The sequence below is a fragment of the Flavobacterium sp. genome (genome assembly GCF_044376915.1).
GTDB lineage: Bacteria > Bacteroidota > Bacteroidia > Flavobacteriales > Flavobacteriaceae > Flavobacterium.
Genome location: NZ_JBILKB010000038.1, coordinates 1 through 18,653, shown reverse-complemented (window position 1 = coordinate 18,653; position 18,653 = coordinate 1). Strand labels below are relative to the sequence as shown.

General features: G+C 32.8%; 19 protein-coding genes. 7 read left to right on the top strand and 12 right to left on the bottom strand.

The annotated features are described in order from the left end of the window. The first annotated feature begins 62 nt into the window (after nt 1-62). The gene (gene folP / locus ACIQ6Z_RS05655; protein ID WP_396209961.1) at nt 63-884 is read left to right on the top strand and encodes a dihydropteroate synthase; all 822 of its coding nucleotides are present in this window, start codon (nt 63-65) and stop codon (nt 882-884) included. Continuing rightward, the gene (locus ACIQ6Z_RS05650) at nt 881-1,492 is read left to right on the top strand and encodes a hypothetical protein (protein WP_396209960.1); all 612 of its coding nucleotides are present in this window, start codon (nt 881-883) and stop codon (nt 1,490-1,492) included. Before folP ends, ACIQ6Z_RS05650 begins: the two co-directional genes overlap by 4 nt. A gap of 17 nt (nt 1,493-1,509) precedes the next feature. Here ACIQ6Z_RS05650 and rlmH read toward each other — a convergent pair whose 3' ends face one another. Together rlmH and ACIQ6Z_RS05640 are read right to left on the bottom strand one after the other, a co-directional pair. Beyond that, on the bottom strand, nt 1,510-1,983 hold the full coding sequence (gene rlmH, locus ACIQ6Z_RS05645) for a 23S rRNA (pseudouridine(1915)-N(3))-methyltransferase RlmH (protein WP_396209959.1): 474 nt from the start codon (nt 1,981-1,983) through the stop codon (nt 1,510-1,512). A 55-nt stretch (nt 1,984-2,038) separates the two neighbouring features. Then, nucleotides 2,039-3,508: a TonB-dependent receptor gene (locus ACIQ6Z_RS05640; protein WP_396209958.1), complete on the bottom strand. Its 1,470-nt coding sequence runs from the start codon at nt 3,506-3,508 to the stop codon at nt 2,039-2,041. Between the two features lie 114 nt (nt 3,509-3,622). Between ACIQ6Z_RS05640 and ACIQ6Z_RS05635 the strand changes: the two genes are divergently transcribed. Genes ACIQ6Z_RS05635 through ACIQ6Z_RS05625 form a run of 3 tightly spaced genes read left to right on the top strand, consistent with a single transcriptional unit; the run spans nt 3,623 to nt 6,386 of the window. Then, nucleotides 3,623-4,387, top strand: coding sequence for an MBL fold metallo-hydrolase (locus tag ACIQ6Z_RS05635; RefSeq protein ID WP_396209957.1), 765 nt, complete (start codon nt 3,623-3,625; stop codon nt 4,385-4,387). 10 nt (nt 4,388-4,397) lie between these two features. Continuing rightward, a complete protein-coding gene (locus ACIQ6Z_RS05630; RefSeq protein WP_396209956.1) occupies nt 4,398-4,892 on the top strand; it encodes a hydrolase in 495 nt (164 codons plus the stop codon). 21 nt (nt 4,893-4,913) lie between these two features. Further along, nucleotides 4,914-6,386 (top strand): aminotransferase class V-fold PLP-dependent enzyme, encoded by a 1,473-nt coding sequence (locus ACIQ6Z_RS05625; protein ID WP_396209955.1) that lies wholly within the window; start codon nt 4,914-4,916, stop codon nt 6,384-6,386. Here ACIQ6Z_RS05625 and ACIQ6Z_RS05620 read toward each other — a convergent pair. Beyond that, on the bottom strand, nt 6,376-7,254 hold the full coding sequence (locus ACIQ6Z_RS05620) for a lysophospholipid acyltransferase family protein (RefSeq protein ID WP_396209954.1): 879 nt from the start codon (nt 7,252-7,254) through the stop codon (nt 6,376-6,378). The two genes, ACIQ6Z_RS05625 and ACIQ6Z_RS05620, sit on opposite strands and share 11 nt — an antisense overlap. 81 nt (nt 7,255-7,335) lie before the next feature. Between ACIQ6Z_RS05620 and ACIQ6Z_RS05615 the strand changes: the two genes are divergently transcribed. Next, the gene (locus ACIQ6Z_RS05615; protein WP_396209953.1) at nt 7,336-7,962 is read left to right on the top strand and encodes a rhomboid family intramembrane serine protease; all 627 of its coding nucleotides are present in this window, start codon (nt 7,336-7,338) and stop codon (nt 7,960-7,962) included. A 46-nt stretch (nt 7,963-8,008) separates the two neighbouring features. Further along, nucleotides 8,009-8,704 carry an SIMPL domain-containing protein gene (locus ACIQ6Z_RS05610; protein ID WP_396209952.1) on the top strand — a complete coding sequence of 232 codons (696 nt, stop codon included), beginning with the start codon at nt 8,009-8,011 and terminating at the stop codon, nt 8,702-8,704. 158 nt (nt 8,705-8,862) lie between these two features. Here the strand turns inward: ACIQ6Z_RS05610 and ACIQ6Z_RS05605 are convergent, their stop codons facing one another. The 9 genes from ACIQ6Z_RS05605 to ACIQ6Z_RS05565 form a co-directional block, all read right to left on the bottom strand. Further along, nucleotides 8,863-9,258, bottom strand: a complete 396-nt coding sequence (locus ACIQ6Z_RS05605; RefSeq protein ID WP_396209951.1) for a DUF2452 domain-containing protein — start codon at nt 9,256-9,258, stop codon at nt 8,863-8,865. 5 nt (nt 9,259-9,263) lie between these two features. Further along, nucleotides 9,264-9,566, bottom strand: a complete 303-nt coding sequence (locus ACIQ6Z_RS05600; RefSeq protein ID WP_396209950.1) for a TIGR03643 family protein — start codon at nt 9,564-9,566, stop codon at nt 9,264-9,266. Between the two features lie 150 nt (nt 9,567-9,716). Then, nucleotides 9,717-10,589 carry a hypothetical protein gene (locus ACIQ6Z_RS05595; protein ID WP_396209949.1) on the bottom strand — a complete coding sequence of 291 codons (873 nt, stop codon included), beginning with the start codon at nt 10,587-10,589 and terminating at the stop codon, nt 9,717-9,719. 73 nt (nt 10,590-10,662) lie between these two features. Continuing rightward, on the bottom strand, nt 10,663-10,815 hold the full coding sequence (locus ACIQ6Z_RS05590; RefSeq protein WP_396209948.1) for a hypothetical protein: 153 nt from the start codon (nt 10,813-10,815) through the stop codon (nt 10,663-10,665). Nucleotides 10,816-11,312: 497 nt separating this feature from the next. Then, the gene (locus ACIQ6Z_RS05585) at nt 11,313-13,241 is read right to left on the bottom strand and encodes a beta-L-arabinofuranosidase domain-containing protein (RefSeq protein WP_396209947.1); all 1,929 of its coding nucleotides are present in this window, start codon (nt 13,239-13,241) and stop codon (nt 11,313-11,315) included. Between the two features lie 2 nt (nt 13,242-13,243). Continuing rightward, nucleotides 13,244-15,400, bottom strand: a complete 2,157-nt coding sequence (locus tag ACIQ6Z_RS05580) for a GH92 family glycosyl hydrolase (RefSeq protein ID WP_396209946.1) — start codon at nt 15,398-15,400, stop codon at nt 13,244-13,246. After that, entirely contained in the window at nt 15,391-16,755 is a 1,365-nt protein-coding gene (locus tag ACIQ6Z_RS05575; RefSeq protein WP_396209945.1) for a sugar porter family MFS transporter, read from the bottom strand. The genes ACIQ6Z_RS05580 and ACIQ6Z_RS05575 overlap by 10 nt, the downstream gene beginning before the upstream one ends. Nucleotides 16,756-16,760: 5 nt before the next feature. Then, nucleotides 16,761-17,591 carry a sugar phosphate isomerase/epimerase family protein gene (locus ACIQ6Z_RS05570; RefSeq protein WP_396209944.1) on the bottom strand — a complete coding sequence of 277 codons (831 nt, stop codon included), beginning with the start codon at nt 17,589-17,591 and terminating at the stop codon, nt 16,761-16,763. Nucleotide 17,592: 1 nt separating this feature from the next. Then, a complete protein-coding gene (locus ACIQ6Z_RS05565; RefSeq protein WP_396209943.1) occupies nt 17,593-18,408 on the bottom strand; it encodes a phytanoyl-CoA dioxygenase family protein in 816 nt (271 codons plus the stop codon). Nucleotides 18,409-18,653: the final 245 nt, after the last annotated feature.

Here is an 18,653-nt window from a genome sequence, read left to right as displayed (position 1 = left end):
AATTTTTTCCAAAAGTAATGAATTAAGTCAAAAGTGAAAAGTCAAAAGTAAAAAGAAATCAAATGACAATCAATTGCAACGGAACGCTTATCGATTTATCCCAACCAAAAGTAATGGGAATAGTAAATGTTACGCCAAATTCGTTTTATGATGGTGGTAAACACACGGAAATGAATGCCATTATTCGTCAAATAGATAAAATGCTTTCAGAAGGGGCTGCTATTATCGATATAGGGGCGTATTCAAGCAAACCGAGTGCTGAATTTGTCTCTGAGCAAGAAGAAGCCAACCGTTTAAAAAAAGTTGTAAAAGGAGTACTTGATACCTTTCCAGATATTGTTTTGTCCGTGGATACCTTTAGGGCATCAGTAGCCAAATCAGCTGTTGATGAAGGAGTGGCTATGATTAATGATATTTCTGCGGGTTGTTTAGACGAAAGGATGTTGCCAACAGTTGCTGAATTGAAAGTTCCTTACATCATGATGCACATGCGCGGAACTCCTCAAACCATGCAAACGCTTACCCAATATGATGATGTGGTAAAAGAAATGATTTTCTATTTCTCAGAGCGCATTCAAAAAGCCAGAAGTTACGGCATTTCGGATCTCATTATTGATCCCGGATTTGGATTTGCAAAGACACTAAATCAAAATTATGAAGTGCTTTCTAAATTGGAAGTATTCAAACACTTAGAATTACCTATATTGGCGGGTGTTTCAAGAAAATCAATGATTTATAACGTATTAGAAACTACTCCTCATGAAGCTTTGAACGGGACTTCGGTTATCCATACTATAGCATTACAAAAAGGTGCTACTATTTTACGAGTGCACGATGTAAAAGAAGCGGTGGAATGTATACAGCTAGTCAGTCAATTGCAATGAAAAAAATAGTTTTGATAATTGGGTTTTTGAGTTTGTTTTCATGTCAGGAAAAAGCGGTATTATTACCACAAATCGATAAAACAATTCAAGCGGATGTTGTAGATCATTCCCCTATTTATCTGTTTTTTAAAACAGAAGGAAAAGATACGTTGGTCGATGTGAATCGAAAAAATTCTATAAGTTCGACCAATTGGATTTTTAACATCGATAAACGATTGCCCTTGCGATTAGTGACACCTGAATTGCAAAAATTACTAGCTAAAAAGGAGGGGAGTGCACATAAAAGCGCGGGTTCTGAAAATTACTTTTCCTATTCCAACCGTATTCAAAAACAATTGGCATTTCTTCCCATTACTAAAATGAATTTTACATCGGGTGTGCCTAAATTTGGGGTTCGAATTTATTTTGATAAAAACAATACGATTATTGTAAATGATGTTGCCCTAGAAAACGAAGATTTAGCAACCTATTTGACACAAATACCAAGTGACAAATCACTAAAATTAAATTTTTGTTTTGATAAAAACAGTTCGTATGAAAATCTTGTTAAGGGACTTGTATTTGCACAAACTAAAGGATTACAAGTACAAGATGTTTTTGTGTATTGATGCAATATTTTTGCATCTTATTGGTGATGATAGGGTTCGTTTCGTAATATAGTAAATCCTCTGTACAATTGTTCAATGACAAACAAACGCACCATTTGGTGAGAAAATGTCATTTCAGATAAGGACACTTTTCCTTGTGCTTTATGATAGACTGTTTCGCTAAAGCCATAAGGTCCGCCAATGACAAAAACTAAAGTTTTGATCCCGGTATTCATTTTCTTTTGCAAATAGTCTGAAAAACCAATACTGCTAAACGTTTTTCCGTTTTCATCTAGGAGAATTAATTGATCGGTTGTACCAATTTTTGCCAAAATGAGTTCGCCTTCCTTTTCTTTTTGTTGGGCTTCCGACAAATTCTTGACATTCTTGATGTCGGGAATGATATCCAAATCAAATTTCACATAAAAAGACAAACGCTTGGTGTAGTCATCAATTAACGTCTGAAGGTCTTTGTTGTCGGTTTTACCAATAGTGAGAAGTCGAATGTTCATTTGTATGCAATTATAGGTATTGAATGAAAAAACCACGATTTACGTGGTTTAATTCTTATTCGTTGGATGCTGATCCTTTTAAGTCAATTTCGCAAGCATAAGAAAACAACTTTTCTTTTTTGATAATATCTGCAGTTCCATCGGGTAGCATTTCTTCCCAACCCGATTCATCGCTACAAATCATTTTAAGTACTTTTCTTGAGAAAATAGCCAGATTTTTTTCTTCGTAATCTTTAATATCAATTACTTTACCATTGAATTTAAAGAATTTGTATAATTCTTTCATCCGTGGATGTACTTTTAAATTTTCAGAAGTGATGATGTTGCCGTCTTCATCTTTCATTGGATACAAATACACTTTTAAATCGCGATAGAAAAGTTTACCAAAGGCTTCTAATATTCCACCTGATAAATGGCGGTAGTATTTTTCGTCAAAAATTTCGACTAAGTTGCTAACTCCCATGGCTAATCCCATTCTGGCTTTCGAGTAATTTGAGAAATATTCAACTACTTTAAAGTATTCTTGGAAATTAGAAATCATTACGGTTTGTCCCAATTTACAAAGCAATTCTGCCCGATCTAAGAAATCGCGTTCGTCAATTTCACCTTCGGCTTTTAAGTTGGAGAGTGTAATTTCAAAGACCACAAAGGTGTTTTCTTTGTCTACTTTGTTTTCTTGAATGAACATGTTATAGGATTCTTCATACATGTCCATGTTTACTTTGGTCACCGGTCTAAAACTTCCACGAAGGGCTAAAATGTTTTTCTTATATAATACTGCAGCGGGTAGAATGTTTTTTCCGTCTGGTCCAAACATTACGGCATCTGTCATGCCATTTTTAACCAATTGTAAACTCATCAAACGGTTGTCAACGTTTGCAAAACGTGGTCCCGAAAAATTAATGGTATCAATTTCAATTTGGTCTTTATCTAAATGATCATAGAGGTAGCGCAATAATTTTTTAGGATCATTGTATTTGTAAAAGGCACCATAAATTAAATTCACCCCTAATATTCCTAGCGTTTCTTGTTGCAGTTTGGCGTCATTCTCTTTGAATCGAATGTGTAGTGTAATTTCGTTATATGCTTCATCCGGTTCTACCTGGTATACAATTCCAACCCAACCGTGTCCTTTGAATTGTTTCGCAAAATCAATGGTTGCAACGGTATTTGCATAACTAAAAAATAATTTATTAGGATGTTTGTCTCTTTTTAAACGTTGTTCTACAAGATTGATTTCGTGCGACAACATTTTTTTGAGACGACTTTCAGTTACATAACGTCCATCAACTTCTTCACCATAAATAGCGTCGCTAAAGTCTTTGTCGTAGGCCGACATCGCTTTTGCAATGGTTCCTGAAGAAGCACCTGCTCTAAAAAAATTACGAACGGTTTCTTGTCCCGCACCAATTTCAGCAAATGTACCGTAGATATTTTCATTCAGATTAATTCTCAATGCTTTATCTTTAGTAGATGGAATTTGTTCTATTGCTTTGTCACCACGAACTTTAATATCAGTAACCATATCAGTATATTTTGGGCTTTTGACCTAACATTTAATGTTAAAAATGCATTTGTTGCAAAGTTAGTTATTTTATCAAAAAATAAGGTAAATATTCTTATTTTTGTAAAAAAAGAATTGAAAGTCTACTTTTTAGGAACCGGTACTTCACAAGGAATTCCAGTAATTGGAAGTCAACATTCTGTTTGTATGAGTACCGATACGCGCGATCAAAGGTTGCGGGTTTCCATTTGGATCCAAATCGATGATACTTCTATTGTGGTAGACTGTGGCCCCGATTTTAGACAACAAATGCTGACCTCAAAATGCCAACATATTGATGCCTTATTGTTTACCCATGAACACGCTGATCATACGGCAGGTTTGGATGATATTCGTCCTTTTTATTTTAAACAAGGAAACATCAAAATTTATGCACACGACCGTGTATTGAAAAATCTTGAAAAACGTTTTGATTATATTTTCCAAACGGATGATAAATATCCGGGAGCTCCTTCGGTGACTCCGCATCAAGTTATTGAAAACACTTCTTTTTATGTTCGTAATTGTAAAATTGAACCCATTAATGCTTGGCATGGAAACCTGCAAGTTTTTGGATATAAATTCCATGATTTTGTGTATTTAACCGATGTAAAAAGTATGGATGAGGCCGAAAGGAATAAAATATTGAATTGTAAGGTATTGGTAATAAATTGTTTACGCGAAGAATCTCATACGACACATTTTAATTTAGAAGAAGCGTTACATTTTATATCTTTGGTGCAGCCACAAAAAACGTATTTGACCCACATCAGTCACTTATTTGGTTTTCATGCCGAAATACAAAAGCAATTGCCGCCTAATGTATTTGTGGCTTATGATAATTTAGAAATTACAATTTAATTCCTTACACATGAAAAATGTTATTTTATATGCGTTAGTTTTTTCACTTTTGTTCAATGTATTTCAATTTGTAAATTCCACTAAAATATTAAACGGAAAAGAGACAGAAGTTCAAAAAATAAAGACACACTTGAAATCGTCTCGCGATTCTGTGATGCAATTGTCAAGTGCAAATTATTTTGCTTTAGAAAGTGATGAAGATGCACAAGAATATTTCTTCAGCAACAACTTGGACTATCAAAAAGTGGCTACTAAAGTTAAAGAAGATTTGATCGTTTTGAATGAAAGTAAAAACGGAAATCGTTTAGTTCCTTATGAGCCAATTGATGGTAAATCTTTCATCGTGAATACCTCTAAGATATTGAATCACCGTTGGTTGATTGCTGAATTTTCAAATGGCGATTTATGGGGGCAAATACTTGTGAAGTACTTTGTTAGTGCCGAGAAACCAACTGAATTCGAAACTGTTGAAACGGTTTTGTATGAGCGACAAACCAAAGAATAATTGAACCGTTATACTGCGACAATGAAAAGTCAATTAGAACTTTATTTTAGCGATTTTAGAAAAGATATCATAGGGGTAGATCAATCATTTACGACTCCCTTTGGAACTCAAAAAATCATTTATACCGATTGGACGGCCAGCGGAAGATTGTACCGGCCTATCGAAGAAAAATTAATGAATGAATTTGGTCCATTTGTTGCCAACACCCATACCGAAACCACGGTGACAGGAACGGCGATGACCTTAGCGTATCATGAAGCACGTCATATTATCAAGCATCATGTGAATGCCAATTCTGATGATATATTAATTACTGACGGTACAGGTATGACCGGTGTTGTTAATAAATTCCAACGTATTTTGGGACTCAGAATTCCAGAAAATTTAAAGGAATATGCAGTTATTCCTGAAGCCCTAAAACCTATCGTTTTTATTTCACACATGGAGCATCATTCCAATCAAACCTCTTGGTTAGAAACAATTGCCGATGTAGAAGTAATTCCGGCGGACGCATCTGGTTTGTTTAGTTTGGAAGCTTTACAAGTATTATTGGATAAATACAAACACCGAAGTTTTAAAATTGCGTCCATTACATCCTGTTCTAACGTAACAGGTATTCGAACGCCTTATCATGAAGTAGCACAACTGATGCACCAGCATAACGGGGTGTGTTTTGTAGATTTTGCTTGTTCGGGTCCTTATGTTGCGATTGATATGCATCCGCCAGCAGCCGATGCCTATTTGGACGCTATCTTTTTTTCACCCCATAAATTTTTAGGTGGACCAGGTACTTCGGGAGTTTTGATATTCAATAAAAACCTCTATAAAAATAACATCCCCGATTGTCCAGGGGGAGGGACCGTAAGTTGGACCAATCCATGGGGCGAACACAAATATATCGATAACATTGAGGATCGCGAAGATGGAGGAACTCCGGGTTTTTTACAAGTAATTAAAACCGCACTTGCCATTCAGTTGAAAGACAGAATGGGAGTTAGCAATATTTTGCAGCGCGAACATGAGTTGGTGAACTATATTTTTTCCAGTCTAAATGCTATTCCTAATTTACACATACTAGCCGATCAACACCAAGATCGTTTGGGTGTAATTTCATTCTATATTGATGAATTGCATTATAATTTAGGGGTTAAATTACTCAATGATAAATTTGGCATTCAAACAAGAGGAGGCTGTAGTTGTGCCGGTACATATGGCCATTATTTATTGCATGTAGATCAAGAAACCTCACATAATCTTGTGTGTCAAATTGCTTCTGGCGACTTGATTCAAAAGCCGGGATGGATTCGTATGTCGATACATCCTACCACAACTACGGAAGAAATTCAATTTGTGTGTGATAGTATTCTAGCTTTGGCCCAACACCATGCAGTTTGGGGATCAGATTATGAATATAACTCTAAGACCAATGAGTTCCGTCACAAAGCCGCAGTATTGACAGAGAAAGAGCGGGTGAGTAGTTGGTTTACGGTTTAGTGTTTCTGTATTTCCAACGTTTGTGGGTCCACAAGTAATATTCGGGCGCTTCTAGTATTTGTTGTTCTACCAATTGTAAGAAACGATCTGTAATTTCATAATTAGGAACAGATTTGACATCTTCAGACAATACTTCAAAACTCGCTTGGTAGTATCCGCGTTTTATTTTTTTGGTACGCAAAAAGATGACATTCATGTCAAAACGTTTGGCTAACATTTCTGCACCTGTATGAACGGGAACTTCATGTCCCATAAAAGACGCCCAATGATATGCTGCATTTTTCTTTGGCGATTGATCGCTCGCAAAACCATATAAAGACAGTTCACCCTGATTGAAATTATTTGCAATGGTAGCAATAGTTTCTTTGGTAGTAATTAATTCGGCTTTGAACTTTGAGCGAATTTTCTTGACCAATTTATCAAAATACGGATTTGCAATTTTTTTATAAATTCCAAAGCCTTTATGATTGATATAGTAATTCATAGATACTACCCATTCGTAACTTGCATAATGTGCACAAAGGACAGCAATACTTTTATTTTTTTTCTCTAATTCTAGATAAACATCCAAATTGCTAAAGGTAAAACGTTTTTCGATTTCTTTTTGTGAAATACTCAATGTTTTGATCATTTCCAAAAACAAATCACACATATGACTGTAAAATTTCTTTTCTATTATACGTCTTTCTTTTTCAGATAAATGAGGTAGTGCGAGGGCTAGATTTTCTCTAACTGTTTTTTTTCGGTAGCCTATAACCCGATAGGTTAAAAAACAAACAACATCTGAAAATAAATAAAAAATCGGAAATGGCAATATCGAAATAAGCCATATTATTGGATAAAATAAAATATATAGAAGTAGTTGCATTCGGTTATTTTTTTACAAATATACTTTTTTAGTTCTAAGTTAATTCGCCAAACTATTCATAAATTTACAAAAAAAATAAAAATGATGATAAGTATATTAGCTTTGATTGGTGTAACTGTGCTTATCAGTTATAAAGGGATACAAGACCGCTTGTTTTTTAATAAAAATGAATTTCACATCGGAAGCATTCAATCAGGGGAAAAGTTTAGAATGTTTAGTTCGGGATTTTTACATGTCGATTTTCAGCATTTGTTTTTCAATATGTTTACCTTGTATTTATTCGCTCCTTATGTAGTGCATCATTTCAGTAACAGCTATTTTTTCTTGCTTTATTTTGGAAGTTTGTTGTCGGGAAGTTTACTTACTTTGTATTTTCACAATAAAGAGTACCACTATAGAGCCGTTGGTGCTTCAGGAGCCGTAACCGGAATCATTTACAGTGCGATATTAATCGAACCACATATCTACATGTACGGATTTATTCCCGGCTATGTTTTTGGATTTTTGTATTTACTCGCTTCCATATATGGTATGAAAACCAAGCGTGATAATATAGGTCACGTAGCTCACTTTGGTGGTGCAATAGGGGGTTTTCTCATTACATTGATTAGAGAACCCCAAATATTCGCAGAGCAAACACTTACTGTAGCGGCTTTGTTAGTGCCAATAGTAATTTTATTTTTTTTAGAAAAGACCAACAGACTCTAAGTTTGGCATATTCCTTGTAACCTATCATATAATAAAAATTGAACCTATGAAAAAATTAGTAGTTGTACTCCTTCTATTTGTTACTGTTGTGCATGCACAAGAATTAAAGCAAGTACCCCAAATTACTGTAACAGGTGAAGGAAAATTAAAAGTGACACCCGATGAAGCATTGATAACATTGTCTGTAGAGAATACTGGTAAAGATGCCGTCGAAGTAAAAAAGAAGAACGATGAGCAAATCGATAAGGTTATCAAAGTAATCAAACGTTTTGGTATTGCACCCACCGATTTTCAAACACAGCAGGTGAGTTTGTATAAAAACTACGATGATGCTTCCAAAAAACATTCCTATGTAGCGCATCAAACGTTAACAGTACATTTAAAAAATCTTTCCAAATATGATGCTTTATTGCTGGAGGTTATGGATGCCGGTATCAATAGTATACAAGGTGTCGAATTCAAGGCTTCTCAATTGACGGTTTATGAAAGTCAAGCACGTAAAAATGCGATGGTAGCTGCCAAACAAAAAGCTAAGGATTTTGTATCTGAATTGCCGGGACAAAAAGTAGGAAAGGCTTTGGTGGTTTCGGATAGTTCATTTACTCAATTCCCTCGATCCGTCTTTTCTGAAATGAAAACTTATGCCATGGCAGCCGATGGTAACGAAGCCCCTAAAGAAACCTTAGCGATTGGATCTTTTGAAATTAGTGTTTCGGTAACAGTAACCTTCGCGCTCGAATAGCATAAAAATAGCAGATGATAGATTTGTTTTTCAGTAAAATTAGTTAAGTATAGGCTTATTCTTTAATGATTTATTAATCATGGCGAAATGACTAAATATCGCTTTATATAAATTGTTTAGAGTACCAAATGCTATGAGTTCAGTTGCAATAGGTTGTTCTATTCTGCGATCCATTTTTTTTCACTGTTGAGTTTAAAAGAACCAAGGTGTTCACGAGCACATTCTACAGGAGAAATTAAGGATAAAAAGTTAAGTCCATCGGTACCACGATAGAGATGGTATATTTCGCCAATAACCGGCTCAAAAGAGAATTTAGCATTATATACTAATTCGTTGTTTTCAAACTCTTTCATTAAATTTTCATATTGTAGCTTGAGTTCGTTGAACTTGTTTTCAAATTCTTTATTAACACTTCTAATACCTCTGCTCTTAAATGCAGCTACATCATCTATTTGAATAACTGGTGCTCCCACATTAGTGGCATAGTTCATTAATTTAGCATTATAGCCTTCCGATTCAGAATACACCACATTATCAGGTTTTTTGGTTTCCATGAGCCTTATCGTTTCGAAATTTTATTATTTGAAATAGTACGTTGTCTTGTGCATTTGAATCGAACAATGTCTGTATTCCGTTTGGCACTATGCTTGGTTTTGCAATTTTCTACACGGGTCCGCCACAATTTGTAACTGCTCCACTTGAGTTCTTTTTTCATTAAGGCTTTTACGTCAGCCTCCACCAATCCAAATTGAAATTTGATAGCATCAAAAGGGGTTCGGTCTTCCCATGCCATTTCAATAATGCGATCAATTTGACTATCAGTTAGCGGTTCGTTACTATTTGGTGGGCTTATAGGTTTCAATTTGTTTATCTTTATTTATAAATGATTAAACAAAAGTAATTAAAATAGCGATATAAAAAAAGGTACTAAAAAAAAAGTTGATTGGTGGTTCGATTAGGATACATCGATTATCTTTTAAAGCACTAATAATTAATTGTCAATTTTAATAGATTATTGTCCTATTTTTTTTCTTAAACCAAACAAATAGAATGAGAAAATTGAAAATAAAAAGCCAATTAATATTAAGATATAGTTCATTGGTTTTTCGATTGTTAGTGACATTCTTATTAAAATGGTCGTTATAATAAAACTGGCATTTCTAAAAATGGTGAAAAATGAAAAGTGATAGGTAAATGAAATAATCAAAAGTAAGACATCTACAAAAATCATAATTGAAAAAAAATCAGAATAGAAAACAGCGTTTGAACTTGGAAAGTTATTGCCTGTTTCTATAGCTAATAGCATATCATAAGACCAATTGTAAAAACTAAAAACACTTAATAACAATAAAATTAGTATCATACCAATTGATACCATTTTTTTTATTTGAATAAAATTATTGAGTTGATTGATAGTATCTGATTTTCCATTATTTTGATAAATTTTATAATATAAAATGGTCAAACTTAGCATGAGAATTGCAGCGCATAAATCATATATTAAACTTATAAAATCTGTATTATAAATAGTAAACGATTCTTTTAAATCAAGTTCAGCAATATCGTGAAAGAAACTTCGAAGCGTAATTAGTGTAATTACTTCAAATTGTTTTCCTATAAATTCAGAAATCGATTTTGGAATGATAATAATTAAAAGAAAAACTTCATAAAAAAGGATGAAGCTAAAAGGCGTATAAATTGCTTTAAGGTAACTGTGCTGAAAGTGTTGAAAAAATAAAAAATTATTACCTAAAAAAATAAGTAATAAATGCAATAAAAAAGAAAAAACAGCTATACGTAGAATTATTAATTCAATTTTGCGTGTATTTTTTGAATTAAAGTATGTATCAAAATTATTGCTTAAACTAAATATTATAGTATTCATTATTTCTATGTGTTTGATTGTGTATAATATTTAGATTAAGCCACTTAAGGTAAATCTTTTCGCTGTCTTCTAATTAAAGTAGACCGTTTTTATTTTTTACGCTTTCATCTAAATTGGGATAATTCTCTTCTTTTTGTTTTTTCCCAGAATAATAAATGTTATAAATGGTGAAAAAAATGTAGACAGAAAAAATGATTCCTCCAATAATAAAAAATCCTATACTCATGATGTTCTTCTTTGACGTATTGCTATTGCAAATAATAATATAGTTCCAGGCCAATGCGCAGAATATAATGCTTCATCATATTTACCTGATAGGCCTAATGAAATGGAATACAACATACAAATGAATGCAAGAATAATTGGATACCATTTTAAAATAAATAATTTCATAATTTTAGCAGTTAATTTTAATAATATTTCACAAATTTAATATTTATTATCTATAATTATTAAAAATAATTATATTTTTTTAAATATTTATCAATTGTTTAAGAGTTTGAATTAATTGTGATCAAATGTAGCATAGTAGCAATACAATAATTCAGTTTAACTAGAAAATTGAATGTGTATATAATTGAAATTAAAATTTTGAACAAAAAAACCTTCTTCAAATAAATGAAGAAGGTTTTTGGTTCGACTCGTTGAAATTGAAAATTTCTCTTCAAACTTTTGAACCGAAAATCTTTTTCAAAATAAATGGAATCTGTATTTGGTTATCGATTATTTATTATTAAAACTAACTTGTCTTAAAATGGTTTTGCCAAATGGAATAAGCGTAATGTTTTCTAATTGATTGGTTGTTTTATTTTTTGCTTTCAAAATGATTTTACCATTATTGAAAGTAGCTTGATTATCCTCAATAAATTCAAACCGATTGGTATCAATTGGCTTATAGGTTAAATCATCAAAATGAGTGAAATATGATTTTCCTCTTTGCTCAATAGCTTCAATGGGTTTCGCATAAAACAATGCACCGTAGCTAAAGTATTTCTCTTTATTTTTATCCTCATTAATTTGAATTTCGGTTTTAAATTCAATTTGAATTTCATCTTCATTCGCAAATTTTCTATCAATAACTATGAAATCATTTTCCAAAACATAGCTTTCATTAGTTATTACTTTAGTAACCCATGATGGTTTTCTAATTTTGATTATAGGTTGTACATAATTAGGATTTGAAATTTTGAAAGTAAATGCATTCTGATAAGGATATTCGGTTATGGTTTGAATTTTTATTAATTGATTTTGAATTTTTGTTTCTACAGAATTAGGCATTAAAAGCACATTTACAAGCGTATTTTCGTTTTCTTTTAGCCATGATTTCTCAATGAAATAAGGAGTAATTCTACCAGCATTGGGATTACAACAAACGGCTACATCTTGATGTGCGGGTGAGTACTTATATCTGGTTTGATTTCGGTTGGGCTCCACTTCACCATTTTTTGTACCCATCATTTCAAACGAATTATCGGTTTTTAGATAAGCAATACAAGAATGATTCGGGTTTCTAGAACCTTGTGCTGCATTGTAGAAAATAGTTTCTATTGCTTCTGCCGTTTTTGGATTTCCTTGCTTTTGTAATAAAACGGTGTAACTGTCTAATAGTTCATGTAATGAACAATATTCATAACCTGTATGGGTTGCATCTGCACTTCTTTCAGCAATCCATTCATCTCCTATAGGGCCACCAGTTAGAGTTGTAGCTTGTACAATTCTTTGAATGTAAATTTCTAGTGCTTTTTGTAATTCAGAATTATTAGCAGCGTAAGTAGCAACTAATAAAGGACGTAAATGCTCGTAAGTATGCACACCATGTGATTGTAGCTTGTAGTTTGGATTTAAAATATTATTTAATTGAACATCTTTTTCGGATTGATAGGTTTTGCTAAAATCTAAAAATAAAAATAGGGCATAGTCTGCATATTTTGTATCACCTGTGATTTGATACATTTTATCTAAAACATCGGTAAACGTTAATCCATGTGAAACACCTCCATTAAAAGCTTTGCCTGATAAAAATGGACTTGACTTACCTATTGGATAATTTGTCATTACATTATCTACAGCTTTCACAATAGCATCCCATACTTTTTTGTCTTTTGAATACTCATAATACGCCAGTAAACCACGATACATAGTGGCTTTTGACCATAATTCACCATTTTCTGAATTGAATTTATACCGTAATTCTTTATCGTAAATACCTATATAGCCATCTTCATCTTGCGATTTCAAAACTTTTTGAACATATTGTTTTGCTTTTTTAAGTCCTGCTTTGTCATTCAATAGGATTACATTTCGAATGTAGCCATCCCACCAATTGGATTGTGTCTCACTGTTCCACCATTTGTATTGATCGCTTCCTTCTGCATCTCCTTCTTTATTGTTCCCTAAATCTTTAATCGTACTGTTTTTATGCAATCTACCTGAGCTGTAAATAGGATCGTTGATTAAGTCAGGGACCAATTTATCTAGGTTGCCCACAAAACCATCAACATCTTTTTGCATTTGTGTTTTCAGCCAACCGGTTGGTTTTATGCTTCCAAAAGGTAGTATTTGATATTTTTCAGCCACTTTATTTTGGTTTTGACCATGTAATATCAAAGAGAATAAAGTCAAAATTAGTAGTGCTTTATGTGTTTTTTTCATAATCAGTATTGATTTGTCATTTGAAAATTAAGTGTTCCACCATTTATAATATCCGAATAGTTTATAATTGGTTTACTTAATTCTATATTGTTTAGTTTTTGAGTGTTTGAATAACTATTATCTTCAGAAAAATTAGATGTACTTATAGTAAATTTTTTATTATTTTTTAAATGGATTGTAGCGTTTTTAACTTGAGGCACTCCCAAAACAAACTCGCTATTTGCTGGATTTACAGGATAAAATCCTAATGAAGATAAAATATACCAAGCACTCATTTGACCGCAATCGTCGTTACCTATCATTCCATTTGGTGTATTGTTGTGAAATTCGTTGATGATTTTATGAATGTATTTTTGTCCCACTTTTGGTGTATCTGAAAAAGCATATAAATACACTATATGATGACTCGGTTCGTTACCATGAGCATATTGCCCAATCATGGCTTCTTGTCCTAAAAATTTATTTGGATTGATACTTTCAATGGTGAAAAAATCATTTAGTTTTTTGGTGAAAGCCGATGTTCCACCCAATAGATTTTTCATACCCTCTACATCATATTGCGCTGGAGTCCAAAAGTATTGCCAAGCATTTGCTTCGGTATAATCACCCGGATTGTTCATGGGTGAGGTAGCTGTTAAAGGGTCAAATGGCGTTCTCCAATTGCCTTTGGTATCTTTTCCTCGAAAGAGTTGGGTTGATGTATCAAATAGATTTTTGTAGAAATTAGCTCTTTTGGTGAAACTTGAATAGGTTTCTTTATCGTTCAATTTTTCAGCCATTTCCGCTATACACCAATCGTCATAACCACTTTCTAAAGTTCTTGAAACGGCTTCATTATCTAATTTATCAAAGGGATAGTAGCCATATTGATTATACAATTCCCAATCGGAATTAATGTGACTTTTGGTTGAAGTTTCAATCATGGCTTTGAGTGCTTCGTCTTTATCAAAATCCTTAAAGCCATTGGTGTAAGCCGATAAAATCATCGGTATTGCGTGATTACCAATCATACAATAATTATCTTGTCCCCAAGCCGTCCAAATAGGTAAAAACCCAGCTGCTTTATGATGCAATAATAAGGTATTTATAATTCCATCAATTTTTTCAGGCGCAATAATTTGCAACAACGGGAAAGCGCCTCTGTAAATATCCCAAATCGATAGAGTGGAGTAGTATTCCTTATTTGGTGCATTATTGATTGCATCATTAGCGCCGCGATATTTTCCATCTACATCAGCAATATTTGAAGGTTGTAACAATAAATGGTACAGCGAAGTATAGAAGATTTCTTTTTGTTTTTGAGGTGCTTCAATGTCAATTCGGTTGAGATAATCATTCCAAACTATCTCGGCATTTAGGTTTACTTTTTCAAAGTTCCAATGGGGTATCTCAGATTTCAAGTTCAATTGTGCCCCTTCAACACTAACTGTAGATAATGCAATTTTCGTAAGTAAAATTTTATTATCAGCTAATTCAAAATTAATATTAAATAGGGGTGCATTTTGCTTTTTTTCTTTCGGAAGCTCTTGTATTGCAGAAAAAGGGGTATCAAAATGTATACTAAAAAAATATTTTTTGGTTACCCAACCTTTGGTTTTACAATACCCTGAAATCGTTGTGTTGTTTTCAATTTTAATGTCATTCTCTAACACCAAACTATCGTTTAGAAATTGGATACCGTGTTGAAAATCTAACAACAATTGTGCTTCTTTGTCAGGATAAGTATACTTGTGGAATGCAACTCGTTCTGAACACGTTAATTCTACTTTAATTCCATCTTTCTTAGTTAAAGTATAATAACCAACACTCGCTTTTTCGGACTCTTTATGATAACTGTTTTTGTATTTTATTTTATTTTGATTGAATGGTAATAATAGGATATTACCCATTTCGCCAATTCCTGTACCACTAAAACGCATTTGAGAAAAACCTAAAAGTAATGTGTCTTTGTATTGATAACCGCTCGTGTGGTTCCAACCTTCAATTGAATTGTCAGGTCCTGGTTGCACCATTCCAAAAGGCATTGAAGGCCCTGGAAACGTATGGCCTGTTCCATCAGTTCCTATAAAAGTATTTACAAACTTAGAATTGTTTTGAGCATTTACATTTAGAATTGTAAGCAAAAACAATACACAATAAACGGTTCTTTTTATTTCCATAAAGTATCCATTTCTTCAAGAGTTTTATTCTTGGTTTCAGGCACTTTTTTCCAAACAAAAAATAAAGAAAATAAGCAAATTACAGAAAACAAGTAAAATGGAAATGCGCCATTAAAATGATCTTTCAACCATTGGTTTTCTACTAAAGTAGGGAAAAATTGAGTTACTACAAAATTTGCCACCCATTGAATGAAAACACTAATCGCCAAAGCTAAACTTCTTATTTTAGTTGGGAAAATTTCAGACAATAGTACCCATACGATTGGACCCCAAGAAATACTAAAAGCACCCATAAATAGCAGTAAGAATGGTAATACCCAATTGCCAACAGCATCAAAATAAATGAAAAGACCAACAGCAGCTAAGGCAATGGTCATACCGATAGAACCGATGTAAAGCAGTGGTTTTCTACCCATTTTATCTACTAATTTAATGGCAAACAAAGTGAAAATTAAATTCACAACACCCAGAATACTGGTCTCTAACAGCGAAACATCGGTAGAACTTCCTAAGCTTTTAAAGATTTCTGGAGCATAATACAATATGGCATTAATTCCGGTTAATTGCTGTAAAATAGAAAGTCCGATACCAACAAAAAGTGCTTTTTTAAACATTGGACTACCTAAATTTTTCCACTGATTTTTTTCTTCCTGATGTAATGAATTTTCAATTTCAGATTGAACTTGAGCTACCTCTTCAGCTGTATTTAATTTTTGAAGAACTGCAATTGCTTTACTGGTTTCGCCTTTTTGAAATAACCATCTAGGACTTTCTGGAATTAGAAAAATAAAGAGTAGAAATAGGATCGAAGGAATAATTTCAGAGCCAAACATCCATCGCCAACCGATATTCAAATTCCAATTGGCATCACCCTGTAAGGCAATAAAATAATTTACAAAATATACCACCACAATACCAATTACAATCGCCAGTTGATAATTTCCTACTAAGGCACCGCGTCTTTTAGGCGGTGCAATTTCGGCAATATACATAGGTACAACCATCGAGGCAATTCCAACACCAATTCCACCAACAATACGAAATAGTACAAACATCGTAAACGAATTAGGGAAAGCCGTTCCGACAGAATTTAGAATAAAAAGTATTGCTGTAATGAGCATAGTTACTTTTCGTCCAAACGTATCACTTAAAAAATCGGAGAAAAAAGCACCAATTAAACAACCCACCAATGCGCTAGAAATTGCCCAACCTGTTTCAACAGGTGATAAATGAAAAAATTCGGTCAAATTTCCTATAGCACCAGATATAACGGCTGTATCATATCCAAATAATAAGCCACCCAATGCGGCGCTTAATGCGATAAAAAGAATGTAGTTTTTGTTATTTTTAGCCATATGATTTAAAGATTTTGTTGTAAATAGTTTTTCATTTGAAGGTTTATTTCCCATTGATTAGAAAGCGGTTTCTTAGTAAATGGTTCTTGAGGCATATAGGGAAAAGGTCCAAACTCTGGAGTAATGGTAAAAATTGCACTTTTTTTATTCTTTTGAATAGCTATAATTTCTTTCCACCAACTTAAATACTGTTCTAAATAGGTTTTCCATTCTGGTGCAAAAGGATTGTTTACTTGTGGACTTTGTTCAAAACCAATGCGTGCATGAATGTGTTTAATATTTGGGTATATTTTAGAAAGCAAATCGTATTGATCGTGTAAATTACTTTCCGAAACTACATAAAAATGTGAAAAATCGGCTATTAAATTTATTTTTGGAAATATATCCAAGTAACTAACTAATGTTTTTAAATGAAATGAAAACCGCCCTCGATGAATTTCGTGCCAAATAGGTATTCCAGAAACTCGTGTAAGTTGATTACAGATTTCAATGATTTTACAATTATCACTAAAATCAAAAAAATCTTTTCCTGTGTGAGAATTAATATAATTTGGTTTTAGTTGGATTAAAAATTCTAAACGTTGTGTAATTCTATCAATATATTCGTTAACTGTTTCTTTTTTATTTGGCAGCACTTGTTGGGCTATGAAAATAAAATTAGGGTTTATAGTATTTCTGATGCGTTCTAATTCAGCATTAAATTCCGCAATAAAATGTTTATCATCAGGAAAATTAATTTCTACGCCATCGTAGTCATTTTCAACCACATTTGATAGAAATTGTTTTGCTGAAAGATGTTCACAACCCCAAAAAGTACAGATGTATTTGATTTCCATATTATTCACTATATAATACAGGATTAATGGGCGAATTAATTATTTCACCCACTTTAGAACCCGGACACCATGTATTCCAATCGTGAATCTGATTTTGATTTTCAGGATTTTTTAATTTCATATCTTTATCCATATAAATTATAGTCATTACTTTTCGCATTTCGTTGGTGACATTTGCACCTGCACGATGAAAAACCCAACCCGAATGAAAGCTAATTTCACCAATATCAAATGGTTCAATCACATGTTTAAAATCGGTTACACGTAATTTTTTTTGAATCAATTCTTCACTTTCATCACCAATTTCTAACTCGCGTCCTTCTACTATTGCATGACTCCCTGCACTAAATTCTATCGGTCCCATTTCAAGAGGTGTAGCTTGTAATGGAATCCAAGCCGTTACCGTTTTATCAGTTTCCAATGGCCAATAATACTGATCGGCGTGCCAAGGTGTAATGCCACCTCCAGCTTCTTTAAATAAAGCTTGGTCATGGTATAATCGAACACCATTAACTTGCATCAAATCCGATGCTATTTTTGCAATACGTTTACTGAAAATTAGATCCTTAACAACTTCATTTTCTAACCATAAATTGAACAATTGTAAAAATGCTTTTCCATAAGTTGTTCTTTCTTCAAGTGCCGTTTGCTCTTGATTCATGATATTTACTTGCTTGGTAATCGCTTCATTGAAGAAATCAACTGTTTCTTGATTTAGCACTTCTTTCAATTTGATGTATCGATTTTTTTGGTAAAAATCAATTTGTTCTAAAGTCAATGAATACGGTTCTTTAAGAAATTCTGATATTGATTGCATTGTGTATTGATTTAAAAGTAAATTATTTTATAAAAGTTAATATTCAAAATTATTTAAACTTGTTTGTTTGATTTAACATAAAATTGTTAATTTGTAACACTATATTGAATTTTATTTATTCATTTTTATGTTATAATGTCAATTTATTGTTATGAAAGCTATTTTAGAAGATATCAAATCAAATAAAGGAACATCAAGTTTTCATGCTTTTCGGTATCAAGTTCCCTATTTTCAATTTAAATGGC

Excerpts from the sequence above, each read along its gene's own strand:
- folP (WP_396209961.1), top strand. The coding sequence starts at position 63 with ATGACAATCAATTGCAACGGAACGCTTATCGATTTATCCCAACCAAAA.
- ACIQ6Z_RS05650 (WP_396209960.1), top strand. The coding sequence starts at position 881 with ATGAAAAAAATAGTTTTGATAATTGGGTTTTTGAGTTTGTTTTCATGT.
- rlmH (WP_396209959.1), bottom strand. The coding sequence starts at position 1,983 with ATGAACATTCGACTTCTCACTATTGGTAAAACCGACAACAAAGACCTT.
- ACIQ6Z_RS05640 (WP_396209958.1), bottom strand. The coding sequence starts at position 3,508 with ATGGTTACTGATATTAAAGTTCGTGGTGACAAAGCAATAGAACAAATT.
- ACIQ6Z_RS05630 (WP_396209956.1), top strand. The coding sequence starts at position 4,398 with ATGAAAAATGTTATTTTATATGCGTTAGTTTTTTCACTTTTGTTCAAT.
- ACIQ6Z_RS05625 (WP_396209955.1), top strand. The coding sequence starts at position 4,914 with ATGAAAAGTCAATTAGAACTTTATTTTAGCGATTTTAGAAAAGATATC.
- ACIQ6Z_RS05620 (WP_396209954.1), bottom strand. The coding sequence starts at position 7,254 with ATGCAACTACTTCTATATATTTTATTTTATCCAATAATATGGCTTATT.
- ACIQ6Z_RS05615 (WP_396209953.1), top strand. The coding sequence starts at position 7,336 with ATGATGATAAGTATATTAGCTTTGATTGGTGTAACTGTGCTTATCAGT.
- ACIQ6Z_RS05610 (WP_396209952.1), top strand. The coding sequence starts at position 8,009 with ATGAAAAAATTAGTAGTTGTACTCCTTCTATTTGTTACTGTTGTGCAT.
- ACIQ6Z_RS05605 (WP_396209951.1), bottom strand. The coding sequence starts at position 9,258 with ATGGAAACCAAAAAACCTGATAATGTGGTGTATTCTGAATCGGAAGGC.
- ACIQ6Z_RS05595 (WP_396209949.1), bottom strand. The coding sequence starts at position 10,589 with ATGAATACTATAATATTTAGTTTAAGCAATAATTTTGATACATACTTT.
- ACIQ6Z_RS05590 (WP_396209948.1), bottom strand. The coding sequence starts at position 10,815 with ATGAGTATAGGATTTTTTATTATTGGAGGAATCATTTTTTCTGTCTAC.
- ACIQ6Z_RS05585 (WP_396209947.1), bottom strand. The coding sequence starts at position 13,241 with ATGAAAAAAACACATAAAGCACTACTAATTTTGACTTTATTCTCTTTG.
- ACIQ6Z_RS05580 (WP_396209946.1), bottom strand. The coding sequence starts at position 15,400 with ATGGAAATAAAAAGAACCGTTTATTGTGTATTGTTTTTGCTTACAATT.
- ACIQ6Z_RS05575 (WP_396209945.1), bottom strand. The coding sequence starts at position 16,755 with ATGGCTAAAAATAACAAAAACTACATTCTTTTTATCGCATTAAGCGCC.
- ACIQ6Z_RS05570 (WP_396209944.1), bottom strand. The coding sequence starts at position 17,591 with ATGGAAATCAAATACATCTGTACTTTTTGGGGTTGTGAACATCTTTCA.
- ACIQ6Z_RS05565 (WP_396209943.1), bottom strand. The coding sequence starts at position 18,408 with ATGCAATCAATATCAGAATTTCTTAAAGAACCGTATTCATTGACTTTA.